The organism is Rickettsia endosymbiont of Oedothorax gibbosus (assembly GCF_936269705.1).
GTDB lineage: Bacteria > Pseudomonadota > Alphaproteobacteria > Rickettsiales > Rickettsiaceae > Tisiphia.
In genome coordinates this window covers 837,737-863,449 of the sequence record NZ_OW370493.1, presented here as the reverse complement: position 1 = coordinate 863,449, position 25,713 = coordinate 837,737, and the positions used below count along the sequence as shown (strand labels likewise).

Below are 25,713 nucleotides of genomic sequence, written 5' to 3'. Positions count from 1 at the left end.
TATAAATACTGCAGGCACTCCTTTTTGACAATCCTTTTATCTATTACTATTTCATCTATATCTTATCCCGAACTGACGTAATAAGCAAAGAAATCGCTGTTGTAGCATGAGTCTAAGTGAAATGTTAACAATAATAATTATGTTTCATACATCCTATGCTAAGAATTTTAAATTTTTCTATAAAAGTTATATAGAGTGCATGCATAAGGATGATTTTCCCAAAGCCTTGAGTTATAATAGATTTGTTGAATTAATGGCACGATTATTCATACCGCTAAATATGTTGATTCATTTGTTGTTTGGTGAGGAAACAGGTATTTATTTTATTGACTCTACAACGATTAAAGCTTGTCACAATAAAAGGCGTTATAGCAATAAAGTTTTTAAAGGATTAGCCAAACATAGTAAATCCTCTATGGGGTATTTTTATGGTTTTAAATTACATGTAATAATCAATAATAAAGGGGAGTTTATGGCATTAAAAGTGACCAAAGGCAATGTAGATGATAGGGTTCCAGTACCGGAGTTAACAAAAAGATTAACTGGAATTATAGCAGCTGATAAAGGTTATATTAAGCAAAATTTGTTCTTAAATTTATATGAAAGAGGCTTAAAAATGATTCATGGAATTAAGAAGAATATGGAAAATAAATTAATGGATTTGAAAGAAAAAATCTTACTTCGAAAGCGTAACTTAATTGAAACAGTTTTTGATTATCTAAAAAATAAAATGAACCTTGAACATACTAGACATAGATCACCAATAAATGCCTTTGTCCATATATTATCTACTCTTGTTGCTTACTCATTAAAGAAAAATAAACCTTCAACAAAATTTGATTTTAATCTACATGTTCACAATATCCTTATCCCGAATTGACGTAAATTCCTTTCTATAACTTTGACATAGGCAGCATAAATAAAAATCTTTAAAGGTACGGTAGTGACTCAAGTGAAACATTACTATAATAGTAATAATCTCTGAGAGTCCTATACTGCAAACTACTTTACGCTTACGGTTAGGATTTGGTAATATATATTTATTTTGCTCCGTATCAAAATGCTTGCAAAAATCATCAATTAAGCAGAAAATCTCCGTAAGAGGGATCATAATATATTCTCCAATTTTGTTGTTATTATTCGAGAACTTTATAATCCCTCCCTTCTTACTTTTCAAATATTCTTTCTAACAAACTGGTTTGAAAGAAGGTTTTATTTTTACCATAGCTCACCACCAACAGTTTGTTTATGTTATTACATAATGCTTAGCATTTTGTTTGGTGCTTACGTCAAACTCAGGTTATATTATGCATTTTGTTATAAAAATACCTACCTTATACTACTTCACAGCACTCTAAATCAACCATTCTTCTTCATCTTCTCAAAATTGTAGGGTACTATAATGTCAAAGTTATAGAAAGGAATTTCCAAAACTTGTGAGCTATAGTCGTTTTGTTCAGTTAATGCCAATGAGCTTCATGCCCATGGTGTTACTGCTAAAAAGCCTATCAGGAAAACAAACTGGTCAATATTATATCGACTCTACTAAACTTCCTGCTTGCCATAATTTAAGAATTAATAGACATAAAGTATTCAAAGACATAGCAAAAAGAGGTAAGACTTCCACTGGGTGGTTCTTTGGTTGTAAGCTACATATTGTCATTAACAGTTGCGGAGAGATTATGAGTTTTTCTTTAACTCCAGGAAATGTTGATGATAGAGCAGTGGTAGAAAATTTAGTAGATAAATTATAAGGCTGGCTTTTTGGTGATCGTGGGTATATCAGTAAAAAACTCACTCAATCCCTTGCTAATCAAGGTTTAGAACTAATAACAAAAATTAAAAGTAATATGAAAGAAAGAATAATAGATCCTATTAAAAAGCGGTTTTTAAATAAAAGGTATATTATTGAAACCATTAACGATCAACTAAAAAACCTTTGTCATATAGACCATACAAGGCACAGATCTGTTATGAATTTTCAAACTAACGTATTAGCTGGACTGCTTGCCTATGTTTTTAAGCCTAATAAAATTTCTGTAGCTTTTGGAAAATTAAACAATCTCAACCTTCCTCTTACATCAAACTGAGGTTAATGTATAGGCAAGGCTTGACAAAATTAGTCTGAGTTGATTAGCCCACCATTTATGGCATGAAGCGCGATCGGCAAATAGCTCTAACTGTTGCTCTTTTATACGATTTTCCATATCTCCACGTGCACAGTAATTTTTATCATATAAATCTTCTGGCTTACCTGCTAAATTAGTTACTATATATCTTGGATTCTCACCAAGGCTAGTTACTTCTGATTTACCAACTATCTTACGATGACGACTCCAGCTATCAGCTTTATATTTAAATTCACTAAAAAAGCGTTGCTTCTCTTTGCTAATTGTGAAGGCTTCGTTAGATTGTTGCATCAATGGCTCAAGCAGCTTGTTGAGTCTAGTATTTTGGGCTATTCCGACTATATATTTTACATTATTTTCATCACACCAATCCAGCATCTGATGACGACAAAATCCACCATCACCACGAAAAATAATCTCTACTTCAGGCCACGATTGACGAAAACGCTTGACTAATAGAGATAATATTGCCCAGCTATGCTTTGCTTGTTCTAGCTTTGAGCTGCGAAGATTGCTTACTAACAGCTTTTTTCCACAAAAAACATATAAAGGTAGAAAGCAATTATGACGATAATATCCATGATAAAACTTCCCCTCTTGATTGCCATAAATTTCATCATCAGTGGCATCAAAATCAAGTATTAATTGTTTCGGCACGGTTTTATGAGATTCGACAAACTTGTCAATCATCACCTTATGAGCTTTAAGAGCAAATCCACGATCTGCTTTATTTTCTAAACGGCATAAAGTAGAGCTACTAGCCATATCGTCCAGTGTGTCTATACTTGTTTGCAAAGCTGGACATTTTCTTAAATTATCGTGATCATTTAAATCTTCATAACCAAGAGCAATACCATAAATACGCTGTTTGAGCATTGTTAAAATAGTATGAGTAATTTTATCAGAATCTCGCTTATCAGGAAAAATCTTAGCCAGTTCATTAGTTAGACCAAGTCTTTTATCTGCTTCTCTTAGCAATAATACACCTCCATCGCTACTAATATTACCTCCTGTGAAATTTATTTCTATTTGACGATTTTTTACTTTCGATTGGTAAATTAATCCTGTACAATTTGTCATGGCAAAACCCTCTATGTAATCTTCTTTTAACACTGATATTATATAGTATTACAAGGGTTTTGTCTCTATTCTTTCATGCAATATTCAGGTTAGCTCCTCCACATGCTTCCATAGCTACCAATGAACTTTTATCGAGATTGCTTAAATAGGCTATTAACTCATCTCTTGTAACTTTTTGATAACCTATTTTTTTGCCATTTTGATCGACTTGCACCAAGTGCATACTATTTTTTGCTAAATCTATTCCTATTATAGTATTTTTTATGCTATTATTTATCATGGTATGGACCTATTAATTAAATTAACCTGAGTTTGACGTAAGCACCAAACAAAATGCTAAGCATTATGTAATAACATAAACAAACTGTTGGTGGTGAGCTATGGTAAAAATAAAACCTTCTTTCAAACCAGTGTGTTAGGAGAAAGAATATTTGAAAAGTAAGAAGGGAGGGATTATAAAGTTCTCGAATAATAACAACAAAATTGGAGAATATATTATGATCCCTCTTACGGAGATTTTCTGCTTAATTGATGATTTTTGCAAGCATTTTGATACGGAGCAAAATAAATATATATTACCAAATCCTAACCGTAAGCGTAAAGTAGTTTGCAGTATAGGACTCTCAGAGATTATTACTATTATAGTAATGTTTCACTTGAGTCACTACCGTACCTTTAAAGATTTTTATTTATGCTGCCTATGTCAAAGTTATAGAAAGGAATTTCCAAAACTTGTGAGCTATAGTCGTTTTGTTCAGTTAATGCCAATGAGCTTCATGCCCATGGTGTTACTGCTAAAAAGCCTATCAGGAAAACAAACTGGTCAATATTATATCGACTCTACTAAACTTCCTGCTTGCCATAATTTAAGAATTAATAGACATAAAGTATTCAAAGACATAGCAAAAAGAGGTAAGACTTCCACTGGGTGGTTCTTTGGTTGTAAGCTACATATTGTCATTAACAGTTGCGGAGAGATTATGAGTTTTTCTTTAACTCCAGGAAATGTTGATGATAGAGCAGTGGTGGAAAATTTAGTAGATAAATTACAAGGCTGGCTTTTTGGTGATCGTGGGTATATCAGTAAAAAACTCACTCAATCCCTTGCTAATCAAGGTTTAGAACTAATAACAAAAATTAAAAGTAATATGAAAGAAAGAATAATAGATCCTATTAAAAAGCGGTTTTTAAATAAAAGGTATATTATTGAAACCATTAACGATCAACTAAAAAACCTTTGTCATATAGACCATACAAGGCACAGATCTGTTATGAATTTTTAGCTGGACTGCTTGCCTATGTTTTTAAGCCTAATAAAATTTCTGTAGCTTTTGGAAAATTAAACAATCTCAACCTTCCTCTTACATCAAACTGAGGTTAATTGAGGATTATACTCTCCTTCCCGATCTCTTGGTACTTCTACTGTCAGCTTACGACCATCCCCATCAATTACTGTCTTCTCATAGCTACCATTACGACGATTATTATCTACTTTTGGCATCTTGCTATGTTTTGAATATCCTAATTCATGATCCAACTCACTTGCTAATATTTTCTCAACTATTTGCTTCTTTAGCTGTTGAAATAAACCATCTCGACCAAATAACTCCGATGGATCTGCTTTTGATAATAATTCTTCTACTAGCTGATTACTGATGTTTAATGTATCTTTATCTGTATCTAATTTTTTAGCCATAATTCCTCCTTGCTTGCTTAAGTTACTTTTTTTACAGTAATCTCTTACTGCTTTCTTTGCAACTTACACAAACTATAGGACAGACTCGATGCCGAATATATGACCGCTTCCTTTGTGGCTCTATTTTTTTATTTTCTTTGTTGACAAATTCACTCGTCCATATATGACAAATTAGATGTGGAAATGACAGATAACGGCTCCTCGCAATGACATCTTGTACTTTAACCTTTTTTTCGTGAACACTCACATTCAATCTACAACTGTAGTACGAGGAAGGCATGAAAATACAACCCTCTATAACCATAATACTACTGAAGTTACTTAAATTTTACGTTTCCATCTTTTTCTATCAACTTTTCATTTGAATATATATACTGGGCTGGAGAATAATTCTCATCATGTTTAGTCAACAATTCACGAGCTATGAATATGTTGTCTAATAGCTTACCGACAGCTATTACCCCTTGCCTCTCACGAAATAAAGCGGGCAAAACGCCTTGGTAAGATATTTCTAGGTCTTTAATGTCATCGGTAATGACAAAATGCACCTTATCAGCCGTAATTTTTTTAATTGAACCTACTTTAACTAACCCCCCTACCCTAAATTCTTTGCCAAGTTTTAACTCATTAACCTTTGATGGAGGATAAAAAAATACTATATTATCTTCAAGATTATATAATATCATATATACCCCTCCGGCACTGCATAATAGGTAAAATAATATAATTTTTAATCTATTTTTACCCTTTTTTGCATTAACTAACCTAACCTTAACCTTATTATAACCTATCCAACTTGCTGCCAACAATAAGCTAAGAGCCAAGAAGGTAAAAAGGTATGAAACTAGTAAATAATTCATCTTAATATTTTTTCTGCTGTTCCATTACTCTAATAAATTCTATAATCTCTTGAGCTGAACTATTTAAGTAAAAATGCTTTACATATTTCCCTTGTCTATCCATCAAATAAACGAAAGAAGAGTGATCTAACATATAATCTTCACTATTAGTATCTATTTTAGCATAATACACCTTAAACTTATCAGCCACTTCTTTAATCTGTTGTTCGCTACCTGTTAAACCAATAAACTTAGAATTAAAATGCTTTAAATATTCCTTAAGAACATCCGAACTATCACGTTTGGGATCGATAGTAATAAAAACAAATTCAACATCAATTTTATATTTATCAAGAGTATTAATGACCTCCATTATCTTTTGCAAAGAAGTAGGACAAATATCAGGGCAATAAGTGAAGCCAAAATAAATTAAACTCAATTTTCCTTTCAAATTATCACTATTAAAAATCTTGCCATCTTGATCAGTTAGCTCAAATTTTCCACCAATTTGCACATCATCATTATACCCCCCTCCTCTACCAGCAAGAGGCTTCTGCGGTGTCTCAAAGGATAACCACAGATAAACTGACGTAATAGTTATTAATAAACCCAATGTTATAATAATTCCTATTATTACATTAGCTTGACGTTTCTCTTGCATTAATATTCTTCTTTAGGTTATTTATTCTACAATATTAATTGTTTGTTTATTCAATATCTGAGCCACTTCTAACGCGGCGTAAGTAACAATGTTACTAGCCCCAGCTCGCTTAAAACATAATAACGATTCTATCAAAGCTGCTTGCCAATTTAAGGCATTGGCATCCGCAGCAAGCCTCAACATAGCATATTCGCCGCTGACCTGATAGGCAAATATATTAGTATTAAAGCTATTTGCCGCCTGAGCTATGATATCCAAAAACATCATACCAGGTTTAATCATAATCATATCCGCCCCTTCAGCCAGATCATGTTCTATCTCTAACATAGCCTCTCTGCTATTGCGTACATCCATCTGATAGGTCGCTTTATCTAGATAAATTGCCTTATTACTGCTCACCGCATCTCTGAATGGCGAATAAAAATTTGAAGCATATTTTGCGGCATAAGATAGTATATTAACATTAATAAAACCTTCTGAATCTAGCATTTGACGTATTGCCATAATCCTACCATCCATCATATCAGATGGGGCTACGATGTCTACCCCAGCCTTTGCTAAAACTAAAGCTTGTTTACACAAAGCTTCAACCGTCTTATCATTATCTACATCACCATTATGTAAAATACCATCATGACCATGCGTAGTATAAGGATCCAGTGCAACATCACATATTACACCAATATCAATGTTAGCCTTTTTGATACTTCGTATAGTCCTACACATTAAATTATCTAAATTATACGCTTCATCCGCATTGTCACTTTTTAACTTTGCCTCTATACAGGGAAAAAGTATTATGGCATTTATGCCATTCTCATAAGCCTGCCTAGCCGTCAATACTACTTGATCAATAGACAACCTATATATACCAGGCATGGTGCTAATCTCCTGACGTTGGTTTTCCCCTTCAACAACAAATAATGCTAGCACCAAATCATTAACGCTAAGCCTATTCTCTGCCACTAATTCTCGTAACCACCGAGTTTTTCTATTTCTTCTTAATCTTACTGTTGGATACATCCATTTCTCAAAATTTTAAGTTTATTGCAAATACAGCTATCCCGATTAGCATTACTATAAGTCTATTAGCGAAACAATACTGTTTTGTATCACGATCCCTGCTCGACTTAATGCCATACCTGCTCAACTTTGTGTCATACATGCGTAAGCAGGTATCTAGATTCCGCACCGAAGCGGGAATGATGGTATGGATGAGTGAAGCGAAATATGCTTTACTTGTACGGAGTCAGCTGAAAAATAGTTTTCAGCTGCTCCAAATTAAATAATAATTTAATTAATAGGTCCATACCATGATAAATAATAGCATAAAAAATACTATAATAGGAATAGATTTAGCAAAAAATAGTATGCACTTGGTGCAAGTCGATCAAAATGGCAAAAAAATAGGTTATCAAAAAGTTACAAGAGATGAGTTAATAGCCTATTTAAGCAATCTCGATAAAAGTTCATTGCTAGCTATGGAAGCATGTGGAGGAGCTAATTATTGGTCACAGGAAATTGCTAAGCTTGGTTTGCAAGTCAAACCAATGAAAACAAAAGATGTAAAAGTTTATGCTACATCGAAACAGAAAAATGATTATAACGATGCGTTAGCAATATGCAAAGCGGCTCGTGATCCAGAATTAAAAACTGTGCTGCCAAAAAGCAAAGAGGAACAAGATATAAAATTTTTGCATAAAATTAGAAGTAATACGATCAGAGATCGTGTGCAAAAAACTAATTCTACAATATCAAGTTTATGTGAATATGGCTATAATACAAAATTAAGTAAAAATAAATTTTGCAAATCATGTAGGCTGGAGGTAGAGTTAGCGTATAGTAAAGGTTATATAAATTCTGGGATACGGTCAATTTTACTTTTAGAATGTAAAGAAATTGAGGATTTATGTGACAAAGAGAAAACTTTAGAAAAGCTGATTATCAGCAATAATAAGCAAAGTGAGAAAGCTACTAGGTTGCAGACAATTTTTGGCATTGGAGCAATCAATGCTAGTTGTTTGAGTGTAGCCCCAATGGAAAGTTATCCAACCCCGAGGGATTTTGCTGCTTCGCTTGGTTTGGTACCAAAGCAACATAGCTCAGGAGATAAGATAGTTTTAGGAGGGATTACCAAACAGGGAGATAGATATGCCAGAACTATGTTGATTCAAGCCGCAGGGACAATAGCAATAAGAGCAAAAAGTGGTAAGGAATCAAAGATAAACTAGTGCAGTGGGCAGTGAAGAAACTTGCTGAAAATAAATCATATAATATTATATGTGTTGGTTTAGCAAATAAGTTAGCAAGGATTGCTTATGCAGTAGTCACCAATGGTAGCGAATATGTTGCAAATTAGTTTAGTTGAGAAAAAAGAAGAAACTATGTCAACTAAATAAAAATTGGTAATTGATAAATATTGCGAGTAAAGAATAGTAACAATAAAGAGAACGAAAGTTAAAGAGTTAATGAATAAGTATTCTGAATAAAATCCGTAATTATGTCGAGGCTCTAGAAGCCGTGGGAATGAGAGGTCACTCAAGGATATTTATAAGAATGCAGAAACCATTATGGCACTCGATGCCGAATATATGACCGCTTCCTTTGTGGCTCTATTTTTTTATTTTCTTTGTTGACAAATTCACTCGTCCATATATGACAATTTTGCGTTTAAAGATAGATGTTGTGACTCGGATATATAGTCAATTCAGGAGAATTTGGGGCTAGGAGCGATGGAGCGACGCCTATAAGTAATTATAGTACCCTACAATTTTGAGAAGATGAAGAAGAATGGTTGATTTAGAGTGGTGTGAAGTAGTATAAGGTAGGTATTTTTATAACAAAATGCATAATATAATACTTCAAGAATTGATTTTATATATAGACGGAAATAAATCAAGATTAAAATGTTTGGTTGGTATGGTAATTAGTTTGCTGACGGGCAGCTCAATTTATCAAAAAGGTTTAGCACTTGGTATTTTAGGTGATGCTAAAGCGACGTCAAAAACTCATAGAATTTATCGTTTTTTAAAAGATTTTAATTTTGATTATATGAAGGTTGGCTATTTGCTATTAAGCTTTTTTGCTTCAAAAAATTATGTCGTAGCAATGGATAGGACAAGTTGGAAATTTGGTAAATCCGATATTAATATTTTATTTTTAGTAATGGTAATTGGTAAAATATCGGTGCCAATATTCTGGAAGACTTTGTCGCATGGTGGCGGGTGTTCTGCAGAATTTATGAAGGAATTTTTACAGAAATTTATTAATAATTTTGGCGTTGAAAGAATAAAATATATAATGGTTCCAATATTTTGGACAGAAAAATAAGAAAAATGAGATAGAATTCTTTAGCAAACAAGGAGAGCTAGAGATGAAAAAACAAGTAAGGCAATATAGTGCTGAGGAGAAAGCCAAAATTGTCATAGAAGCAATTAAGGGAGAGCTAACAATAGCCCAGATAACCAGTAAGTATGGTGTTCATGCAACACAGATCAGTAACTGGAAAAAACAAGGTCTTGAGTTGTTAGTACAAGGTTTTAAGAATAAAACACAGAGTGCTGATCCAAATCAGCAGGGGTTAATCAAGAATCTATATGAGCAAATTGGTCAGTTAAGCGTTGAGTGTGACTGGCTCAAAAAAAATCTGCATTGTTTGGAATTAAGAGTCTGTCCTATAGTTTGTGTAAGTTGCAAAGAAAGCAGTAAGAGATTACTGTAAAAAAAGTAACTTAAGCAAGCAAGGAGGAATTATGGCTAAAAAATTAGATACAGATAAAGATACATTAAACATCAGTAATCAGCTAGTAGAAGAATTATTATCAAAAGCAGATCCATCGGAGTTATTTGGTCGAGATGGTTTATTTCAACAGCTAAAGAAGCAAATAGTTGAGAAAATATTAGCAAGTGAGTTGGATCATGAATTAGGATATTCAAAACATAGCAAGATGCCAAAAGTAGATAATAATCGTCGTAATGGTAGCTATGAGAAGACAGTAATTGATGGGGATGGTCGTAAGCTGACAGTAGAAGTACCAAGAGATCGGGAAGGAGAGTATAATCCTCAATTAATACCAAAAGGGCTGAGGAGATTTAATGGATTTGATGAGAAAGTGATATCCCTTTATGGTCGCGGTATGACAGTCAGCGAGATCCGAGGGCATTTAGAAGAAATATATCAAACTGATGTATCTGGTGACTTGATATCCACCATAACAGATGGGGTAATAGAAGAAGTAACTAGGTGGCAAAATCGTTGTTTAGATAGGGTGTATCCAATATTATACTTGGACTGTATCTATGTAAAATCTAGAGACAATCACATAGTAATAAATAAAGCAGTATATTTAGCACTTGCTGTAAATATAGAAGGGAAAAAGGAGTTACTTGGCATTTGGATAGGCAAAAATGAAGGTGCTAAATTTTGGATGCAAGTAGTTACTGAGTTAAAGAATCGAGGAATTGAACAAATTTATGTTGCTTGTGTGGATGGTTTAAAGGGCTTTCCAGAAGCGATAAGCAGCGTATTCCTGAGTACTATAGTACAATTATGTATTGTACATATGGTTCGCAATTCAGTAAAGTATGTGTCATATAAAGATTTAAAAGAGGTCACATCAGATCTAAAACAAATTTATACAGCTAATAATGACGAAATGGCACGTTTAAAACTTCAGCAATTTGGTGTAAAATGGGATAAAAAATATCCGGTAATTTCTGATATTTGGCAACGTAATTGGTCTGGGATAATACCGTTTTTTGCCTTTCCTGAAGAGAACAGAAAGGTAATTTATACTACTAACACTATAGAATCTGTAAATCGTCAAATTAGAAAAATTATCAAAAATAAGGGGGTGTTTCCAGATGATAAGTCAATTCAAAAAATAATATTTTTATCCTTACAAAATGCAGCCAAAAAATGGACCATGCCTATTAAAGATTGGTCTTTAGCTTTAAATCAATTTGAAATACTTTGTGGAGATTTTAAATATGATTTATTGGAAAATAAAAAATGAACTTTGTGAGTAGACCTAACCAATTGCTTGGTTAAGCCCCTCCTCAGAACCGGACATGCAGAGCTACCGCATCCGGCTCCCGAAAGGTAAGATAGGCTTGTACCCTATTTTTTTTTGTTGGTTTTAGAACATTGAAATGGTCTTCCACTTATTTGGAAAGTCGACCCTTTTGAGTATTTCAGCTAATCTTTGCCAATTCATCTTACGCTTCCCACCCATTCTATTAAACCACCCATATATTGCTCGCCTAGTTTGGTGAATAAATGAACTTACTCGTCTTTGATTATCTGATATACCATGATAATTGATCCACCCCTTTGTAGCTCTAATGACTTGCAATAATATCTGTTCTTTGCCCCTCTCATTAAGGTGACTTCGTAGATATTCTCTTAGCCCTTTAAGCTTCTCGGTAAATCGATCTTTCCTTGTGGTATATTTTAATCTCCATATGTTACCAAACCTTGATTTACCCCAATAGCAAGTAAAGCCAAGAAAATTATAACTCTTGATCTTCTTACCTTGCTTAGCTAAGTCCTCAGCATGGTATCTACCGGACTGAATCATCTGCGATTTAGCTTCATTGATGTTCAAGCCATACTTGTTTAATCTTTTGGGCAAAACCTCATAAAACTTCCTCGCGTCTTCTTCATTCTCAAAGACGAACACCATATCGTCACAATACCTCACCATTCCAGTTTGCCCTCTTATGTTTTCCTTGCTGATTTTAGCAAACCAACAGTCAATAACATAATGTAGGAAGACATTTGCCAAAATTGGTGATGTTTTAGACCCTTGGCGGCATCCTTCCTTGTTAGTAACTGTAATGCCGTTTTCTATAATTGGTGTTTCCATCAGTTTCATAACTAGTCTTAGGAATCTTTTGTCAGATATTCTCTTTCTTAGGAATCCCATCAACTCAGAATGTTTGATTGAATTGAAGCACTTAGTTATATCAATTTCAACTACAGCTCCTTTATTGAAGTTATACGTAAGTCTATTCAACTCCTTAAGTGCATCATGGGCGTTTAATTTAGGTCGAAACCCGTAAGAACATTTTAAGAATATTGGCTCGAACACTGAGTTTAATATCTTGCTTACTGCCGACTCGATTATCTTGTCTTCAAAGCATGATATTACCAAAGGTCTTTTGCCTCCATCTTCTTTTGGAATCAATGTAATTCGTGCAGGTTTAGCTTGATATTGCCCCTTGCGAATTTTAGTAAGGAGCGAGAGCAAATTTGCTTCCAACTTCTTACCATAAACCGCTTTGGTTATACCATCTATTCCTACAGCTTTCTTGCTATCAAGTTCCTTATATTGTTCTTCTAACATCTTTAAATCAATAATATGTCCAAGATTATTAAACTTTATGTCTTGATTTTGTGATGATAGCAACTTTATACGCTCAAGTTTCGTTGACCATGTATTTCCGTCTATGCTGTGTACGGTCATTGTTTCCCTCTTACGTTCTTACCTTTCTGTCAGCCCTTCGCTCCACTCCCATTACGAAGCTTCATCACTACTACAACTGACTCAGCCATCCTTAACACCATCTCCAAAGCCTTATGTTTCGGCACTTGTACTTTGAATACTTACTTAACTCAGTAAGAGTTATAAGGACTTCTCAAGTTGTGTCATTAATCTCTACAAACTCGCTGACGCCTGAGACCCCGATGGTTGAAAACTTTCGGATTTTCGCTAGTTTGACCTCTAGTTTTCTCTTGTCTACTGCGTTGTGTAGCACATCGACTTCCACTACCAATATCATTTCAGGGCTATCACGTTCACCATTTGGTTTCGGCTCGGATGTTTCGCTGTCTACGCTTTACTACTGTCGTTACCTTCAGCAGCACAAGACTCGCTATATGGTGGAGCTAGCTACTCCTTCCATAACAGGACTTTCACCCGTAAGATTAATGCACCTTATCTTGACGCACACACAAATTAAATGATTGACTCGGAATTTAAAGGTTAGGTGTAATATGATAGAGCCTAATCATAATAAGTTAACAATTGTACAACAGTGTAAGTTATTGGATATTAGCAGGTCAACCTATTACTATCAACCTACTGGTATTAGTGAACAAGATATCAAGATTATGGCAATAATTGATGAGACCTATACTATGCATCCATATTATGGTATGCGGCGGATGGCTAAATATTTACAAGCCCAAGGTTTTTCGGTAGGTCGTAAAGCTGTTAGACGTTACTACAAGATAATGGGTCTTGAAGCTGTTTATCCTAAAATAAATTTAAGCAAGAGGAATCAAGTGCATAAAATATATCCTTATTTACTAAAAGGATTAGAAATAGTATTGCCAAACCAGGTTTGGAGTGCAGATATAACGTATATAAGACTGAGCCAAGGATTCGTATATTTAGTAGCTAGAGCCTTTCTAATTAAGTGTGTAAATTTTTCATAGGGCTTAAATTCTACCTTCAAATTTTATCAAAAAGTGAGCCATAGCTGCGTTCCAGTTCGGAATCGGCATAACCCATTTCTTGGTCATATAATCAATTGCCAAATATAAGGTCTTAAAAACGGCATTATCATTTGGAAAAACCCTTTTATTCTTAGTAACCTTACGTAATTGGCTATTGACAGATTCTATACTATTAGTTGTGTATATTACTTTCCTTATCGCCTCAGGGTATTCTAGAAAAACCATTAAATTTTCCCAATGAACATACCAAGATTTAGCAATTTGTGGATACTGTTTACTCCATTTAGCTTCAAAAGATTCTAAAGCAAGATGTGCTTCTTCCTCTGTGCTAGCAGTATATATAGGCTTTAAATCAGCCGCTAATTCTTTTCGGTCTTTATATGATACATATTTTAAACTATTTCTAATCTGATGTACAATACATAATTGATGTTCGGTTTTCGGAAAAACTGCTTCTATTGCCTCAGACATACCGGTTAAATTATCACTGCAAGCAATAAGCATGTCTTGCATACCTCTGTTCTTCATCTCAGTAAAATTACCAAGCCAAAATTTAGCTCCTTCATTTTCACTGTTCCACAATCCTAAAATATCCTTCCTTCCAGATAAATCAATACCTAATGCTACATATACAGACTTATTGATAATTCGTTTATCTTGACGTACTTTTACTACTAAACAGTCAAAAAATACTATAGCATATACTCGATCCAATGGTCGGCTTTGCCATATCTTGACATCCTCAATTACATCATCAGTAATTTGACTTATCAAACTTTCGCTAACGTCAGCTCCATACAATTCTTGCATTTGAATCTTAATATCAGATAAGCTCATTCCTTTAGCGTATAACGATATTATTTTATCATCAAATCCTTCAATACGTCTTTGACGCTTCGGAATTAATGCAGGTTCAAATGTACTACTTCTATCCCTTGGAACCTCAATCTCTACAACTCCATTATTTGTTACTAGATTCTTTACTTTACTACCATTACGAACATTATTGCTATCAGTATGACAATATTTATCATATCCTAAGTGATTATTCATCTCTGACTGCAATGCCTTCTCTACAAGCCTTTTGGTTAATTGTTTTAATAAACCATCCTCTTTAAATAAAGTTGATATATCTGTATCATTATTTATTAATAAATCTATTGCTTGATTCATTGCTTCATTTTGTTTGTGACGCATTATAATTTCTCCTTTTGTTATATTATATTTTTATATAACCTTTGAAAAATTTACACACTTATTTGTACAGAGCCTCCAAACCTGGTTTGGCAATACTATTTCTAATCCTTTTAGTAAATAAGGATATATTTTATGCGCTTGATTCCTCTTGCTTAAATTTATTTTAGGATAAACAGCTTCAAGACCCATTATCTTGTAGTAACGTCTAACAGCTTTACGACCTACCGAAAAACCTTGGGCTTGTAAATATTTAGCCATCCGCCGCATACCATAATATGGATGCATAGTATAGGTCTCATCAATTATTGCCATAATCTTGATATCTTGTTCACTAATACCAGTAGGTTGATAGTAATAGGTTGACCTGCTAATATCCAATAACTTACACTGTTGTACAATTGTTAACTTATTATGATTAGGCTCTATCATATTACACCTAACCTTTAATTCCAAACAATGCAGATTTTTTTTTGAGCCAGTCACACTCAACGCTTAACTGACCAATTTGCTCATATAGATTCTTGATTAACCCCTGCTGATTTGGATCAGCACTCTGTGTTTTATTCTTAAAACCTTGTACTAACAACTCAAGACCTTGTTTTTTCATCTCTAGCTCTCCTTGTTTGCTAAAGAATTCTATCTCATTTTTCTTATTTTTCTGTCCAAAATATTGGAACCATTATACATATCAAGTGGCATTTATGGAGAGGAGATGTGGAGAAGGCGATGATAAGATTTAAAGAAATATTAGCACTGACAAAAGAAGAACAGCATCATGATAGGATTAAAAAATTATCCCAATATGTTGATAATAATAAAGATAAAATTGTGGATTACTCAACAAGGAAGGATCAAGGGCTGATCTTTACTAGTAATCTTGCTGAATCAACTGTTGAGAGTTTAATCAATCAAAGATGTAAAGGGCAGCAACACATGAGATGGTCTAGAGAGGGGTTAAATCCTATTTTGCAATTAAGATCTATAATCCATAGTAATGATTGGTCTAGCAAATGGAAAACTGCGGTACTAAATGCTGCTTAATAATTCACTATATTACACTTCCATCATCCTTAATTGACGCTGCACAATTCTTACTTATAATATAATTCCTGGTATCTTGACTATTTGATTTTATAGATTCTGGTTTGTAAACTACAGCCACCATAGCCTCCATACTACGTTGATCCTCTGTTGTCTTTATATGTCCTCCATCTACATTTAATATTAGTTCAACAGCATCTTCAGTAATGAGCATTTCCTTCTCATCAGCATTGATATCTTCAATAGCATTGCCAACTGATTCTGTAACTTGTTTAATACGATTATGATTATTAATTTGCCGATCTTTACCAGAAAATAATTCAAATAATTTCTCTCCTTCTCTAAAACTATGTGTAGCACCTAGTGTAGCTTGTATTTTTTTTAAATCACCAGAAATTACTCCCTGCAATAACGTGCGGACGGTAGAGTGCGTTTCATATCCGCAATTATGGCATTTAAATCTCTGTATTACAATGTTATGATCAGTGAAAACATCGTGAAAAGTAGATTTATTTACACCAGTCTTATGCATTTTAATTTTACACTTAGGGCAAGTAACTTTTGTTAGTTTATGGATTAATTGAATCTTTTCCTGCAAAACTATATCCTGTACTCCTTGAATTAAAGCAATTTGATTATCCAAACCTATGGAAAAATCTAGACAATTACTTGGTTCGTTAAGCTCGCCATTAAGTACTTCTACTCTTGAAATTGTTGTAGTGGGTTGCTTATGATCATACGATTCATATATTATTCTATATCTTCTTGTTGTCATCCTATTACTCATAGTTGCTAATAATGACATTATTGTATCGCCTTTTTATAACAATGTCAACTCACTATATTACACTTCCATATAATATTGATATTATCTTAGATAATTTATCCAACTTTGACTACTTTTTTAACTATTCCTCTACGAAAAACTTATTCCATATCCTTTTACTTACCTTCCTTCTATGACATATTTGGAATCGCTGGACTATAACTTATAACCAGTGGCTAATTGCAGCTAATCTAAGAAAACCTTTTGAAGAGATTTTTTTGCTAATTTTCCTTCAGTAAGAAAGTCCTTATTTAAATGAGTAACTTTATTATTTAATAACCTTAATTGTAAATAATCACTAATTGCCTGAGTAAATTCACCAATTTTGTTCCGAAAGAAATGATCGGCTCCATGGATGAGCTTATAGTCGACAGTTATATGTTTCTGCTTAGACAATTTTCCTACCAGTTCAAGTACTGATTCTTCTGACACAATACTATCATTGTCCCCTTGTATTACAAAACCGGAAATAGGGCATTGAGACAAGAAGGAAAAATCATATTTATTTACTGGTGGGGATACCATAATAAAATTATTAATCTCTGGTCTTCTCATGATAAGTTGCATGGCTATCCAGGCTCCAAAAGAAAAGCCTGCTATTAAATTTATACTACCTGTAGGATTGTTAAGCTGTAACCAATCAAGTGCTGTTGCAGCATCAGTCATTTCCCCAATACCATTATCAAACTCTCCTTGAGAGCGTCCAACTCCTCGGAAATTAATTCTGAGTACTGTGAATCCATTCGATACTAGTGTTCTATATACATTATAAACCACTTTGTTATTCATAGTGCCACCGTGAAGTGGATGTGGATGTAATACCAAAGCAAGTGGAGCCTTAGAATCGCTAGATTTAGTATACAGCCCTTCAATCCGACCAGCAGGACCATTAAAAAAAACTTCAGCCATAATTATACACTATCATATATTAATTTATATCGATCGCTAAGCTATATGAATAATTTAAATTTTGTTACATAGCCTAAGAACAATAAGTGGGAATTATAGCACGCTACTTGATATATTTCAAGATAACTAATGTATTCTATTATTTTGGTTTCCTTAAAAAAGCTGGAATATCATGGATATCAACGTCTACATCGCTCTTTTGAGAAATTGGAGGAATATGGTTTTTGATTTGCTCTTGATTTTGATTATTATTGGATTTTAGTGAATTCCACATTCTAATGAGTAAAGATGCTTTGGCATCATTGCTACTTATAGTTGGATGATTTGGTATATTAATTGATGTCGCCTGAACTTTTAAGTTTAAAGGCTGTACTCCAGAATCTACTAAACTAGCTTTTTCACCGGTATATTGGGTGAAATCTGGAATTTCTTCTAAAACTGTTGTCTCTATTAAATCATGGGCACTAGCTACTTGTTCACAACTTGCAGGACTACTAGTTACTGATTCAATAGGTTGGGATTTGTTGCTTATGACTTGATCAGCATCAATACCAGTAGCAACTACCGATACCCGAATAACACCATTTAATTCTTGATTAAACGTTGAACCAAAAATAATATTAGCATCGCTATCCCCTACTTCTTCTCTAATTCTATTAGCCGCACTATCAACCTCAAATAAGGTCATATCTGCACCACCAGTAATGTTAATTAACACCCCTCTAGCACCACGCATTGAGTTATGATCTAGTAGTGGATTAGAGATAGCCGCTTCAGCTGCCTTAACCGCTCTATCCTCACCAGATGCTTCTCCCGTACCCATCATAGCTTTACCCATTTCGCTCATCACTGTTCTAATGTCAGCAAAGTCTAGGTTAATCAGACCTGGCATAATCATCAAATCAGTAACCCCTCTGACTCCGGCATGTAATACATCATCTGCCATTTTAAAGGCATCGGCAAAGGTAGTATTTTCATTTGCTATACGAAATAAATTTTGATTCGGTATTACTATCAAAGTATCAACAAATCTTTGTAGTTCTAGTAAACCTTGTTCAGCAGTTTTAATTCTATGTTTTCCTTCAAAATGAAAAGGTTTAGTGACTACCCCCACAGTAAGAATTCCTAGCTCCTTAGCGATCTTTGCCACAACCGGAGAAGCCCCTGTACCAGTACCTCCACCCATACCGGCAGTGATAAACACCATATTGCTACCTTCTAAATGCCCCTTAATCTCGTCAGCTGATTCTTCAGCTGCTAAAGCCCCGATTTCTGGAGACGCACCAGCTCCAAGACCTTTAGTAATCGTAACACCTAACTGTATTTTGTTGTCGCATAAGGAATGTTCGAGTGATTGTGCATCAGTATTGGCAACGACAAAGTTTGCTCCTTGCAATTTGGCAAGTAGCATATTATTTATTGCATTACCACCAGCTCCTCCAACACCAAATACTGTGATAATTGGTTTAAGAATTACATTTTCTGGTGCTTTGAGATGTAAAGCCATAATAATATTTTACCTGTTAAATATAAATTGCTTTTAGTATAATAAAGAATCTAAAAATTTCTACTATAAAATAGATTTCATAAAGAGCATCAGTCTAATTATAGTGAATTAACTTGAATTGCTAACGTTATAAATCCGATTAGTATTTAGCCTCAGCGTCATTGCGAGCTGATGTATCCCCACGAAATTAAGCACGACAAAGTTCCGTCTTTATAATAGATGCCAGGGGTTCTACCAATGGTTTTATGGCATGCAAATAATTAAATTCAATAATAAATTTCCCAAGGGTAAAATACGAATAAATCTTTTTATCTTTTACTGTGTTAGGTTGGAAAATTCTTTGCATACCTTGGCTATAGCCTACCACACCTATAACCCAATATGTTATAATAACAATGGCAGATAGTAACATTAAAACTCCCCATCTATTCACATCTAAAGTTCGAATATATCTTCCAGCAAGACCAAATTGATGACTTTTTATCACTCGAAACGTCTCCTCTATTTGCATACGTTTGCTATATAACCTCACTATTTCCGCTCCCTTATATTCATCAGAACTTAAGTCAGAACGCCCTCGCAAAGCGAGGGGCTTGACGGTTATGAGCAGCCCAAAGGGCTGCCATTGTTAATTAAAATTCTCCTGATTCGTCAGAGCCTAAACTATCAAGTTGCTCTTGATTCTTAATGTAGTGTTTGATCTGATTCTCTTCAAATCCTACAGTTGAGACCGCATAACCTCTAGCCCACAACTTTTCTCCATTAAAATTACGTTTTCGTCCACCAAACTGCCTAGCAACGGCTATAGCACTTTTCCCCTTGATATAGCCTATTACTTCAGCTACAGAATATTTAGGAGGAATCTTGATGAGCATATGCACATGATCTTGTACCATATGCCCCTCTATGATCTTGCTCCCACGTTGAAAAGCTAACTCATGGAATACGTTCCCAAGATATTTTCTAACCTTCCCGTACAATTCTTTTTTACGACACTTTGGAATAAACACAATATGATATTTGCAATCCCATTTAGAATGATTTAAACTTTCGTATGTTGTCATATATTTTCTCCTTTGACCGTCAAGCCAAAGAAGTTATATATGATAACTTTTTATTTTATACTAAATCTAAAGGCCAAGCCTTGATGGTCTCACTAGTCAAACTAGTGGCTTACCTATCATTGAGTTAGTTACCAATATCCAAGGTTCTTTTGCAGCTTTGTTATATGAACCATTTGCTGTTTTACTGCTAGTACGATTCCTGCTAACCTTCTGCACTCGACCCTTAGCCTGGATATTGCATGAAGGTGGTATTTATAAAAATAAAATGGCAATATCGCTTATAAGTGGTCATGGATATGTTAATTTTCACTTAAATTATGTCTAGATATGCAATTCTTCCTGATTTAAGATAGAATCCCCCCTTACCCCCATTTTTTATTGTACCGGGGACAGTACCATATTAGCTTATTCTATAGCTAATTTTTTCATAACACTATCCCATATATGTTGGTAAGGATAAGATGAAGACAACAAGAATTTAATGCTCCTAGTATTTCTAATAATTACTGCTCCAATTTTGAACAATTTTAAACGCACCGTTCCTACCAAGGCTTTAGCTAATTCAGTACCTTGTAAAAACTTATCACGTATATATTCTACTAATGTATAGGCAAGGCTTGACAAAATTAGTCTGAGTTGATTATCCCACCATTTATGGCATGAAGTGCGATCGGCAAATAGCTCTAACTGTTGCTCTTTTATACGATTTTCCATATCTCCACGTGCACAGTAATTTTTATCATATAAATCTTCTGGCTTACCTGCTAAATTAGTTACTATATATCTTGGATTCTCACCAAGGCTAGTTACTTCTGATTTACCAACTATCTTACGATGACGACTCCAGCTATCAGCTTTATATTTAAATTCACTAAAAAAGCGTTGCTTCTCTTTGCTAATTGTGAAGGCTTCGTTAGATTGTTGCATCAATGGCTCAAGCAGCTTGTTGAGTCTAGTATTTTGGGCTATTCCGACTATATATTTTACATTATTTTCATCACACCAATCCAGCATCTGATGACGACAAAATCCACCATCACCACGAAAAATAATCTCTACTTCAGGCCACGATTGACGAAAACGCTTGACTAATAGAGATAATATTGCCCAGCTATGCTTTGCTTGTTCTAGCTTTGAGCTGCGAAGATTGCTTACTAACAGCTTTTTTCCACAAAAAACATATAAAGGTAGAAAGCAATTATGACGATAATATCCATGATAAAACTTCCCCTCTTGATTGCCATAAATTTCATCATCAGTGGCATCAAAATCAAGTATTAATTGTTTCGGCACGGTTTTATGAGATTCGACAAACTTGTCAATCATCACCTTATGAGCTTTAAGAGCAAATCCACGATCTGCTTTATTTTCTAAACGGCATAAAGTAGAGCTACTAGCCATATCGTCCAGTGTGTCTATACTTGTTTGCAAAGCTGGACATTTTCTTAAATTATCGTGATCATTTAAATCTTCATAACCAAGAGCAATACCATAAATACGCTGTTTGAGCATTGTTAAAATAGTATGAGTAATTTTATCAGAATCTCGCTTATCAGGAAAAATCTTAGCCAGTTCATTAGTTAGACCAAGTCTTTTATCTGCTTCTCTTAGCAATAATACACCTCCATCGCTACTAATATTACCTCCTGTGAAATTTATTTCTATTTGACGATTTTTTACTTTCGATTGGTAAATTAATCCTGTACAATTTGTCATGGCAAAACCCTCTATGTAATCTTCTTTTAACACTGATATTATATAGTATTACAAGGGTTTTGTCTCTATTCTTTCATGCAATATTCAGGCTAGCAAGTTGTAACCATTCTGCAGGAATATTTATGAGCTTTGGTTAGCAGAATCGTACCACATTCCATCGTTTTTGAACCAATTGATGGCATGAAATTTTCAACTGATATCCAATCCTCATTCTTAGCTAATTTTAAATCTTTTCCTTGTCGTACCCGACACACCCAACTCCACCCTTGTTTTTCTATTTCCTTAAACCATTCAATATGAAAGCCAGCGTCCATAATCACAATAACCCTTTTTCCATCAGGTATTATACTCTTTAATTTATTTAAAAATTCTACCGTTCTGCCCTTTAATTCACCTTCTTCAAACACATCTTGATACAAAGGTAAACTCATCCCTCTTGTACAAAATTGAGCACTTAGCATTTGTACCATGCGATCATCTTTAAGATAACATAAATCAATCACAACACTGTCATCATTAGAATGCTTGATAAACTCAAATATGAAATATGATAAAGCACTATAGAGATTATCAACCTCGTTATATAAATGTTTGTTACCTATACATCTATCAACTTTTTTTATTTTATGTTTTACTTTACTATCACCACTCAAGTTCCTGCCAATTGCACTCAAAGACAAATTCTGACTATATCGCAAGCCTTCTGCAACATCAAGTAACGCATTTAAACGATTATTATGTATAAAAGGACAATGTTCTTTTATTACTTCATTTAATACTGTTTTTACATCCATAACCTACTATCTCCATCATCATTAAATAATGAAGATATTCTATCAATTCTTGCTATTTTGCAACAATTTCGTGGGGATACATCAGATTGCGAGGAGCCACTTTAGTGGCGACAAAGCAATCCAAAAAAACGATTAAAATGGATTGCTTCGGAGGCTTACGCCTCCTCGCAATGACAGCACGAAGGGTGCTTATTCGGCACTAATTCAGGTTAATTAACTATACACGTCAGTTCGGGATAAGATATAGATGAAATAGTAATAGATAAAAGGATTGTCAAAAAGGAGTGCCTGCAGTATTTATATTTTTAAACAAAAAAACAAACTACAGGCATGAAAAAAGATATCACAGAATTATATAGTTTTATAGATGATTTTTGTAAAATTTATTTGGAGTATGAACAGAGAAAGTTATTACCATCAAATAAGCAAAGAAATCGCTGTTGTAGCATGAGTCTAAGTGAAATGTTAACAATAATAATTATGTTTCATACATCCTATGCTAAGAATTTTAAATTTTTCTATAAAAGTTATATAGAGTGCATGCATAAGGATGATTTTCCCAAAGCCTTGAGTTATAATAGATTTGTTGAATTAATGGCACGATTATTCATACCGCTAAATATGTTGATTCATTTGTTGTTTGGTGAGGAAACAGGTATTTATTTTATTGACTCTACAACGATTAAAGCTTGTCACAATAAAAGGCGTTATAGCAATAAAGTTTTTAAAGGATTAGCCAAACATAGTAAATCCTCTATGGGGTATTTTTATGGTTTTAAATTACATGTAATAATCAATAATAAAGGGGAGTTTATGGCATTAAAAGTGACCAAAGGCAATGTAGATGATAGGGTTCCAGTACCGGAGTTAACAAAAAGATTAACTGGAATTATAGCAGCTGATAAAGGTTATATTAAGCAAAATTTGTTCTTAAATTTATATGAAAGAGGCTTAAAAATGATTCATGGAATTAAGAAGAATATGGAAAATAAATTAATGGATTTGAAAGAAAAAATCTTACTTCGAAAGCGTAACTTAATTGAAACAGTTTTTGATTATCTAAAAAATAAAATGAACCTTGAACATACTAGACATAGATCACCAATAAATGCCTTTGTCCATATATTATCTACTCTTGTTGCTTACTCATTAAAGAAAAATAAACCTTCAACAAAATTTGATTTTAATCTACATGTTCACAATATCCTTATCCCGAATTGACGTTATACCATATTTTTTGCTACCACTAAGCGATCAAACTCCTCACCTGATAAAAAATTTAATTTTATAGCAGCTTCTCTTAAAGTTATACCTTCTTGATAGGCTTTTTTTGCAACTTTTGCCGCATTATCATAACCTATATGCGGATTTAAGGCTGTCACTAACATCAGCGATTGCTCTCTCAGCTTATTAATACGTTCTATATTCGGCTCTAGACCTTCAATACAATGCGTAACAAAACTATTGATGCTAGCAGAAATCAACTCTATTGACTGCAAAATATTATATATTATAACCGGCTTAAAGGTATTTAGCTCAAGATGACCGTTTGATCCGGCTATAGCTACTGCAAGATTATTGCCCATAACCTGCACACAAACCATAGTCAATGCTTCAATTTGTGTTGGATTAACCTTACCTGGCATAATTGAAGAACCAGGCTCATTTTCCGGTAAATGTAATTCACCAAAACCACATCTTGGTCCCGATCCTAACAACCTAATGTCATTAGCAATTTTCATTAAACTTCCTGCTATGGTATTTAGAGTACCAGAAAATTCTACTAATGCATCATGAGTAGCTAATGCCTCAAATTTATTAGCAGCACTTTTGAAAGGATAATTGGTATATGCAGCAACTTGATCAGAGAATTTTACAGCAAATTCTTTACGGCAATTAATACCAGTCCCTACTGCAGTTCCACCTTGTGCTAAAAAATATACTCTTTTTAGTGATTCCTCAACTCGTTCTATAGCATAGGCTATTTGCGTTACATAACCAGAAAATTCTTGCCCAAGCGTTATTGGCGTAGCGTCCTGCAAATGAGTGCGTCCTATCTTAACTATATTATTCCAAGCTGTAGCTTTGGTATTTAACGCCGAATGTAGGCTGGTTAATGCTGGAATTAATTGTTGTTTACTAGCGAGTATGGTTGCGATATGCATAGCAGTTGGAAACGAATCGTTGGATGATTGTGCCATATTTACATGGTCATTTGGATGAATTGGCGACTTACCACCCTTCTTGCCTACTAATTGTTCATTACCAATAGAGGCTATTACCTCATTGATATTCATATTAGTCTGAGTACCAGAGCCAGTCTGCCATACTACTAAGGGAAATTGATCATCAAATTCCCCTTTTAATATTCTAGAGGTAGCTTGATCTATTGCTTCTGATATTTCAGGCTTAAGATCGCCTAATTCTTTATTGACCTTTGCTGCACATTTTTTTAAAATTGCTAGTGCCTTAATCAACTGAATAGGCATTTTTTGATCGCCTATCTTAAAATTCTCAAGAGACCTTTGAGTTCCTGCCCCCCAGTAAAACTGATCGTCTACTTTGATTTCTCCAAATGAATCGGTTTCAATCCTATAATTTTTCATATAAATTTTTCTTTTTCGCTTTTATTGTATTTATAACTAATCCGACATTAATCCGACCGTCATTGCGAAGAGGTCGCCAGACCGACGAAGCAATCCTTTCTACTCACTTTTTCTTGGATTGCCGCGTCGCCGCTTTTAGCGGCTCCTCGCAATGACGGCTTGAGGACGTAAGGTCTTCTCGCAATG

General features: G+C 34.1%; 25 protein-coding genes and 5 pseudogenes. 11 read left to right on the top strand and 19 right to left on the bottom strand.

Going from position 1 to position 25,713, the window contains the following annotated elements; genetic code table 11:
* Positions 1-79: 79 nt before the first annotated feature.
* Positions 80-880: pseudogene (locus tag NBW66_RS04760) on the top strand (IS982 family transposase); the annotation flags it as partial.
* On the opposite strand, the pseudogene NBW66_RS04755 reads toward NBW66_RS04760, so the two are convergent.
* Positions 875-1,111 (bottom strand): annotated as a pseudogene (locus tag NBW66_RS04755) (IS982 family transposase); the annotation flags it as partial. The pseudogenes NBW66_RS04760 and NBW66_RS04755 overlap by 6 nt on opposite strands.
* Positions 1,112-1,403: 292 nt before the next feature.
* Between NBW66_RS04755 and NBW66_RS04750 the strand changes: the two are divergent.
* Positions 1,404-2,090, top strand: a pseudogene (locus NBW66_RS04750) (IS982 family transposase); the annotation flags it as partial.
* Here NBW66_RS04750 and NBW66_RS04745 read toward each other — a convergent pair.
* Both NBW66_RS04745 and NBW66_RS04740 read right to left on the bottom strand, forming a co-directional pair.
* Entirely contained in the window at positions 2,082-3,242 is a 1,161-nt protein-coding gene (locus NBW66_RS04745) for an IS1380 family transposase (protein WP_250311886.1), read from the bottom strand. The pseudogene NBW66_RS04750 and the gene NBW66_RS04745 sit on opposite strands and share 9 nt — an antisense overlap.
* 40 nt (positions 3,243-3,282) lie before the next feature.
* Positions 3,283-3,489 (bottom strand): hypothetical protein, encoded by a 207-nt coding sequence (locus tag NBW66_RS04740; protein WP_250310915.1) that lies wholly within the window; start codon positions 3,487-3,489, stop codon positions 3,283-3,285.
* A 217-nt stretch (positions 3,490-3,706) separates the two neighbouring features.
* Here NBW66_RS04740 and NBW66_RS04735 point away from each other — a divergent pair.
* Positions 3,707-4,584 (top strand): annotated as a pseudogene (locus NBW66_RS04735) (IS982 family transposase).
* Here NBW66_RS04735 and NBW66_RS04730 read toward each other — a convergent pair.
* The 4 genes from NBW66_RS04730 to hemB all read right to left on the bottom strand — a co-directional run bounded on the left by NBW66_RS04730 (position 4,576) and on the right by hemB (position 7,428).
* Positions 4,576-4,905 (bottom strand): transposase, encoded by a 330-nt coding sequence (locus NBW66_RS04730; protein WP_250311884.1) that lies wholly within the window; start codon positions 4,903-4,905, stop codon positions 4,576-4,578. The pseudogene NBW66_RS04735 and the gene NBW66_RS04730 sit on opposite strands and share 9 nt — an antisense overlap.
* Positions 4,906-5,222: 317 nt before the next feature.
* Complete coding sequence (gene ccmE, locus NBW66_RS04725; RefSeq protein WP_284346817.1) at positions 5,223-5,696, bottom strand: cytochrome c maturation protein CcmE; 474 nt, start codon at positions 5,694-5,696, stop codon at positions 5,223-5,225.
* Positions 5,697-5,766: 70 nt separating this feature from the next.
* Entirely contained in the window at positions 5,767-6,405 is a 639-nt protein-coding gene (locus NBW66_RS04720) for an SCO family protein (RefSeq protein WP_250311883.1), read from the bottom strand.
* 21 nt (positions 6,406-6,426) lie between these two features.
* Positions 6,427-7,428: a porphobilinogen synthase gene (gene hemB, locus NBW66_RS04715; RefSeq protein WP_250311882.1), complete on the bottom strand. Its 1,002-nt coding sequence runs from the start codon at positions 7,426-7,428 to the stop codon at positions 6,427-6,429.
* Between the two features lie 290 nt (positions 7,429-7,718).
* Between hemB and NBW66_RS04710 the strand changes: the two genes are divergently transcribed.
* The 5 genes from NBW66_RS04710 to NBW66_RS04695 all read left to right on the top strand — a co-directional run bounded on the left by NBW66_RS04710 (position 7,719) and on the right by NBW66_RS04695 (position 11,420).
* The gene (locus tag NBW66_RS04710) at positions 7,719-8,636 is read left to right on the top strand and encodes an IS110 family RNA-guided transposase (protein ID WP_250311881.1); all 918 of its coding nucleotides are present in this window, start codon (positions 7,719-7,721) and stop codon (positions 8,634-8,636) included.
* Complete coding sequence (locus NBW66_RS14445) at positions 8,636-8,764, top strand: hypothetical protein (protein ID WP_284346678.1); 129 nt, start codon at positions 8,636-8,638, stop codon at positions 8,762-8,764. Before NBW66_RS04710 ends, NBW66_RS14445 begins: the two co-directional genes overlap by 1 nt.
* A gap of 485 nt (positions 8,765-9,249) precedes the next feature.
* Positions 9,250-9,735 carry a hypothetical protein gene (locus NBW66_RS04705; protein WP_250311880.1) on the top strand — a complete coding sequence of 162 codons (486 nt, stop codon included), beginning with the start codon at positions 9,250-9,252 and terminating at the stop codon, positions 9,733-9,735.
* Positions 9,736-9,778: 43 nt separating this feature from the next.
* Complete coding sequence (locus NBW66_RS04700; RefSeq protein ID WP_250311879.1) at positions 9,779-10,126, top strand: transposase; 348 nt, start codon at positions 9,779-9,781, stop codon at positions 10,124-10,126.
* A 31-nt stretch (positions 10,127-10,157) separates the two neighbouring features.
* Entirely contained in the window at positions 10,158-11,420 is a 1,263-nt protein-coding gene (locus NBW66_RS04695; protein ID WP_250311878.1) for an IS256 family transposase, read from the top strand.
* Positions 11,421-11,543: 123 nt separating this feature from the next.
* Here the strand turns inward: NBW66_RS04695 and NBW66_RS04690 are convergent, their stop codons facing one another.
* Entirely contained in the window at positions 11,544-12,872 is a 1,329-nt protein-coding gene (locus NBW66_RS04690) for a reverse transcriptase domain-containing protein (protein WP_250310618.1), read from the bottom strand.
* A gap of 530 nt (positions 12,873-13,402) precedes the next feature.
* On the opposite strand from NBW66_RS04690, the gene NBW66_RS04685 reads away from it, so the two are divergent.
* Complete coding sequence (locus tag NBW66_RS04685; protein ID WP_250311877.1) at positions 13,403-13,846, top strand: IS3 family transposase; 444 nt, start codon at positions 13,403-13,405, stop codon at positions 13,844-13,846.
* 3 nt (positions 13,847-13,849) lie between these two features.
* On the opposite strand, the gene NBW66_RS04680 is transcribed toward NBW66_RS04685, so the two are convergent.
* Genes NBW66_RS04680 through NBW66_RS04670 form a run of 3 tightly spaced genes read right to left on the bottom strand, consistent with a single transcriptional unit; the run spans position 13,850 to position 15,671 of the window.
* Positions 13,850-15,064 carry an IS256 family transposase gene (locus NBW66_RS04680; protein WP_250310568.1) on the bottom strand — a complete coding sequence of 405 codons (1,215 nt, stop codon included), beginning with the start codon at positions 15,062-15,064 and terminating at the stop codon, positions 13,850-13,852.
* A 30-nt stretch (positions 15,065-15,094) separates the two neighbouring features.
* Entirely contained in the window at positions 15,095-15,493 is a 399-nt protein-coding gene (locus NBW66_RS04675) for an IS3 family transposase (protein ID WP_250311876.1), read from the bottom strand.
* Between the two features lie 7 nt (positions 15,494-15,500).
* Positions 15,501-15,671, bottom strand: coding sequence for a hypothetical protein (locus NBW66_RS04670; protein ID WP_250311875.1), 171 nt, complete (start codon positions 15,669-15,671; stop codon positions 15,501-15,503).
* Positions 15,672-15,697: 26 nt separating this feature from the next.
* Between NBW66_RS04670 and NBW66_RS04665 the strand changes: the two genes are divergently transcribed.
* Positions 15,698-16,105 carry a UPF0236 family transposase-like protein gene (locus NBW66_RS04665; RefSeq protein WP_348539312.1) on the top strand — a complete coding sequence of 136 codons (408 nt, stop codon included), beginning with the start codon at positions 15,698-15,700 and terminating at the stop codon, positions 16,103-16,105.
* 7 nt (positions 16,106-16,112) lie between these two features.
* On the opposite strand, the gene NBW66_RS04660 is transcribed toward NBW66_RS04665, so the two are convergent.
* The 7 genes and pseudogenes from NBW66_RS04660 to NBW66_RS04630 all read right to left on the bottom strand — a co-directional run bounded on the left by NBW66_RS04660 (position 16,113) and on the right by NBW66_RS04630 (position 22,921).
* A complete protein-coding gene (locus NBW66_RS04660; protein WP_250311873.1) occupies positions 16,113-16,910 on the bottom strand; it encodes a hypothetical protein in 798 nt (265 codons plus the stop codon).
* Between the two features lie 207 nt (positions 16,911-17,117).
* Positions 17,118-17,840: an alpha/beta hydrolase gene (locus tag NBW66_RS04655; RefSeq protein ID WP_094648623.1), complete on the bottom strand. Its 723-nt coding sequence runs from the start codon at positions 17,838-17,840 to the stop codon at positions 17,118-17,120.
* A 528-nt stretch (positions 17,841-18,368) separates the two neighbouring features.
* A pseudogene (ftsZ, locus tag NBW66_RS04650) lies at positions 18,369-19,347 on the bottom strand (cell division protein FtsZ); the annotation flags it as partial.
* Between the two features lie 187 nt (positions 19,348-19,534).
* A complete protein-coding gene (locus NBW66_RS04645; protein ID WP_284346725.1) occupies positions 19,535-19,930 on the bottom strand; it encodes a transposase in 396 nt (131 codons plus the stop codon).
* A gap of 49 nt (positions 19,931-19,979) precedes the next feature.
* Complete coding sequence (gene tnpA, locus NBW66_RS04640; protein ID WP_250310729.1) at positions 19,980-20,411, bottom strand: IS200/IS605 family transposase; 432 nt, start codon at positions 20,409-20,411, stop codon at positions 19,980-19,982.
* 405 nt (positions 20,412-20,816) lie between these two features.
* Positions 20,817-22,127 carry an IS1380 family transposase gene (locus NBW66_RS04635; RefSeq protein ID WP_250312263.1) on the bottom strand — a complete coding sequence of 437 codons (1,311 nt, stop codon included), beginning with the start codon at positions 22,125-22,127 and terminating at the stop codon, positions 20,817-20,819.
* Between the two features lie 89 nt (positions 22,128-22,216).
* Positions 22,217-22,921 carry a transposase gene (locus tag NBW66_RS04630; protein ID WP_250311433.1) on the bottom strand — a complete coding sequence of 235 codons (705 nt, stop codon included), beginning with the start codon at positions 22,919-22,921 and terminating at the stop codon, positions 22,217-22,219.
* A gap of 330 nt (positions 22,922-23,251) precedes the next feature.
* On the opposite strand from NBW66_RS04630, the gene NBW66_RS04625 reads away from it, so the two are divergent.
* Positions 23,252-24,142 carry an IS982 family transposase gene (locus NBW66_RS04625; RefSeq protein ID WP_250310582.1) on the top strand — a complete coding sequence of 297 codons (891 nt, stop codon included), beginning with the start codon at positions 23,252-23,254 and terminating at the stop codon, positions 24,140-24,142.
* Between the two features lie 2 nt (positions 24,143-24,144).
* Here NBW66_RS04625 and fumC read toward each other — a convergent pair whose 3' ends face one another.
* Positions 24,145-25,527 (bottom strand): class II fumarate hydratase, encoded by a 1,383-nt coding sequence (fumC, locus tag NBW66_RS04620; RefSeq protein ID WP_250311871.1) that lies wholly within the window; start codon positions 25,525-25,527, stop codon positions 24,145-24,147.
* Positions 25,528-25,713: the final 186 nt, after the last annotated feature.

Coding starts and splice junctions, on each gene's coding strand:
- NBW66_RS04625 (WP_250310582.1), top strand. CDS start 23,252: ATGAAAAAAGATATCACAGAATTATATAGTTTTATAGATGATTTTTGT.
- NBW66_RS04705 (WP_250311880.1), top strand. CDS start 9,250: ATGCATAATATAATACTTCAAGAATTGATTTTATATATAGACGGAAAT.
- NBW66_RS04740 (WP_250310915.1), bottom strand. CDS start 3,489: ATGATAAATAATAGCATAAAAAATACTATAATAGGAATAGATTTAGCA.
- NBW66_RS04690 (WP_250310618.1), bottom strand. CDS start 12,872: ATGACCGTACACAGCATAGACGGAAATACATGGTCAACGAAACTTGAG.
- hemB (WP_250311882.1), bottom strand. CDS start 7,428: ATGTATCCAACAGTAAGATTAAGAAGAAATAGAAAAACTCGGTGGTTA.
- NBW66_RS04630 (WP_250311433.1), bottom strand. CDS start 22,921: ATGGATGTAAAAACAGTATTAAATGAAGTAATAAAAGAACATTGTCCT.
- NBW66_RS04655 (WP_094648623.1), bottom strand. CDS start 17,840: ATGGCTGAAGTTTTTTTTAATGGTCCTGCTGGTCGGATTGAAGGGCTG.
- NBW66_RS04730 (WP_250311884.1), bottom strand. CDS start 4,905: ATGGCTAAAAAATTAGATACAGATAAAGATACATTAAACATCAGTAAT.
- NBW66_RS04710 (WP_250311881.1), top strand. CDS start 7,719: ATGATAAATAATAGCATAAAAAATACTATAATAGGAATAGATTTAGCA.
- NBW66_RS04675 (WP_250311876.1), bottom strand. CDS start 15,493: ATGATAGAGCCTAATCATAATAAGTTAACAATTGTACAACAGTGTAAG.
- fumC (WP_250311871.1), bottom strand. CDS start 25,527: ATGAAAAATTATAGGATTGAAACCGATTCATTTGGAGAAATCAAAGTA.
- NBW66_RS04680 (WP_250310568.1), bottom strand. CDS start 15,064: ATGCGTCACAAACAAAATGAAGCAATGAATCAAGCAATAGATTTATTA.
- NBW66_RS04660 (WP_250311873.1), bottom strand. CDS start 16,910: ATGTCATTATTAGCAACTATGAGTAATAGGATGACAACAAGAAGATAT.
- NBW66_RS04670 (WP_250311875.1), bottom strand. CDS start 15,671: ATGAAAAAACAAGGTCTTGAGTTGTTAGTACAAGGTTTTAAGAATAAA.
- NBW66_RS04700 (WP_250311879.1), top strand. CDS start 9,779: ATGAAAAAACAAGTAAGGCAATATAGTGCTGAGGAGAAAGCCAAAATT.
- NBW66_RS04635 (WP_250312263.1), bottom strand. CDS start 22,127: ATGACAAATTGTACAGGATTAATTTACCAATCGAAAGTAAAAAATCGT.
- NBW66_RS04695 (WP_250311878.1), top strand. CDS start 10,158: ATGGCTAAAAAATTAGATACAGATAAAGATACATTAAACATCAGTAAT.
- NBW66_RS04720 (WP_250311883.1), bottom strand. CDS start 6,405: ATGCAAGAGAAACGTCAAGCTAATGTAATAATAGGAATTATTATAACA.
- tnpA (WP_250310729.1), bottom strand. CDS start 20,411: ATGACAACATACGAAAGTTTAAATCATTCTAAATGGGATTGCAAATAT.
- NBW66_RS04685 (WP_250311877.1), top strand. CDS start 13,403: ATGATAGAGCCTAATCATAATAAGTTAACAATTGTACAACAGTGTAAG.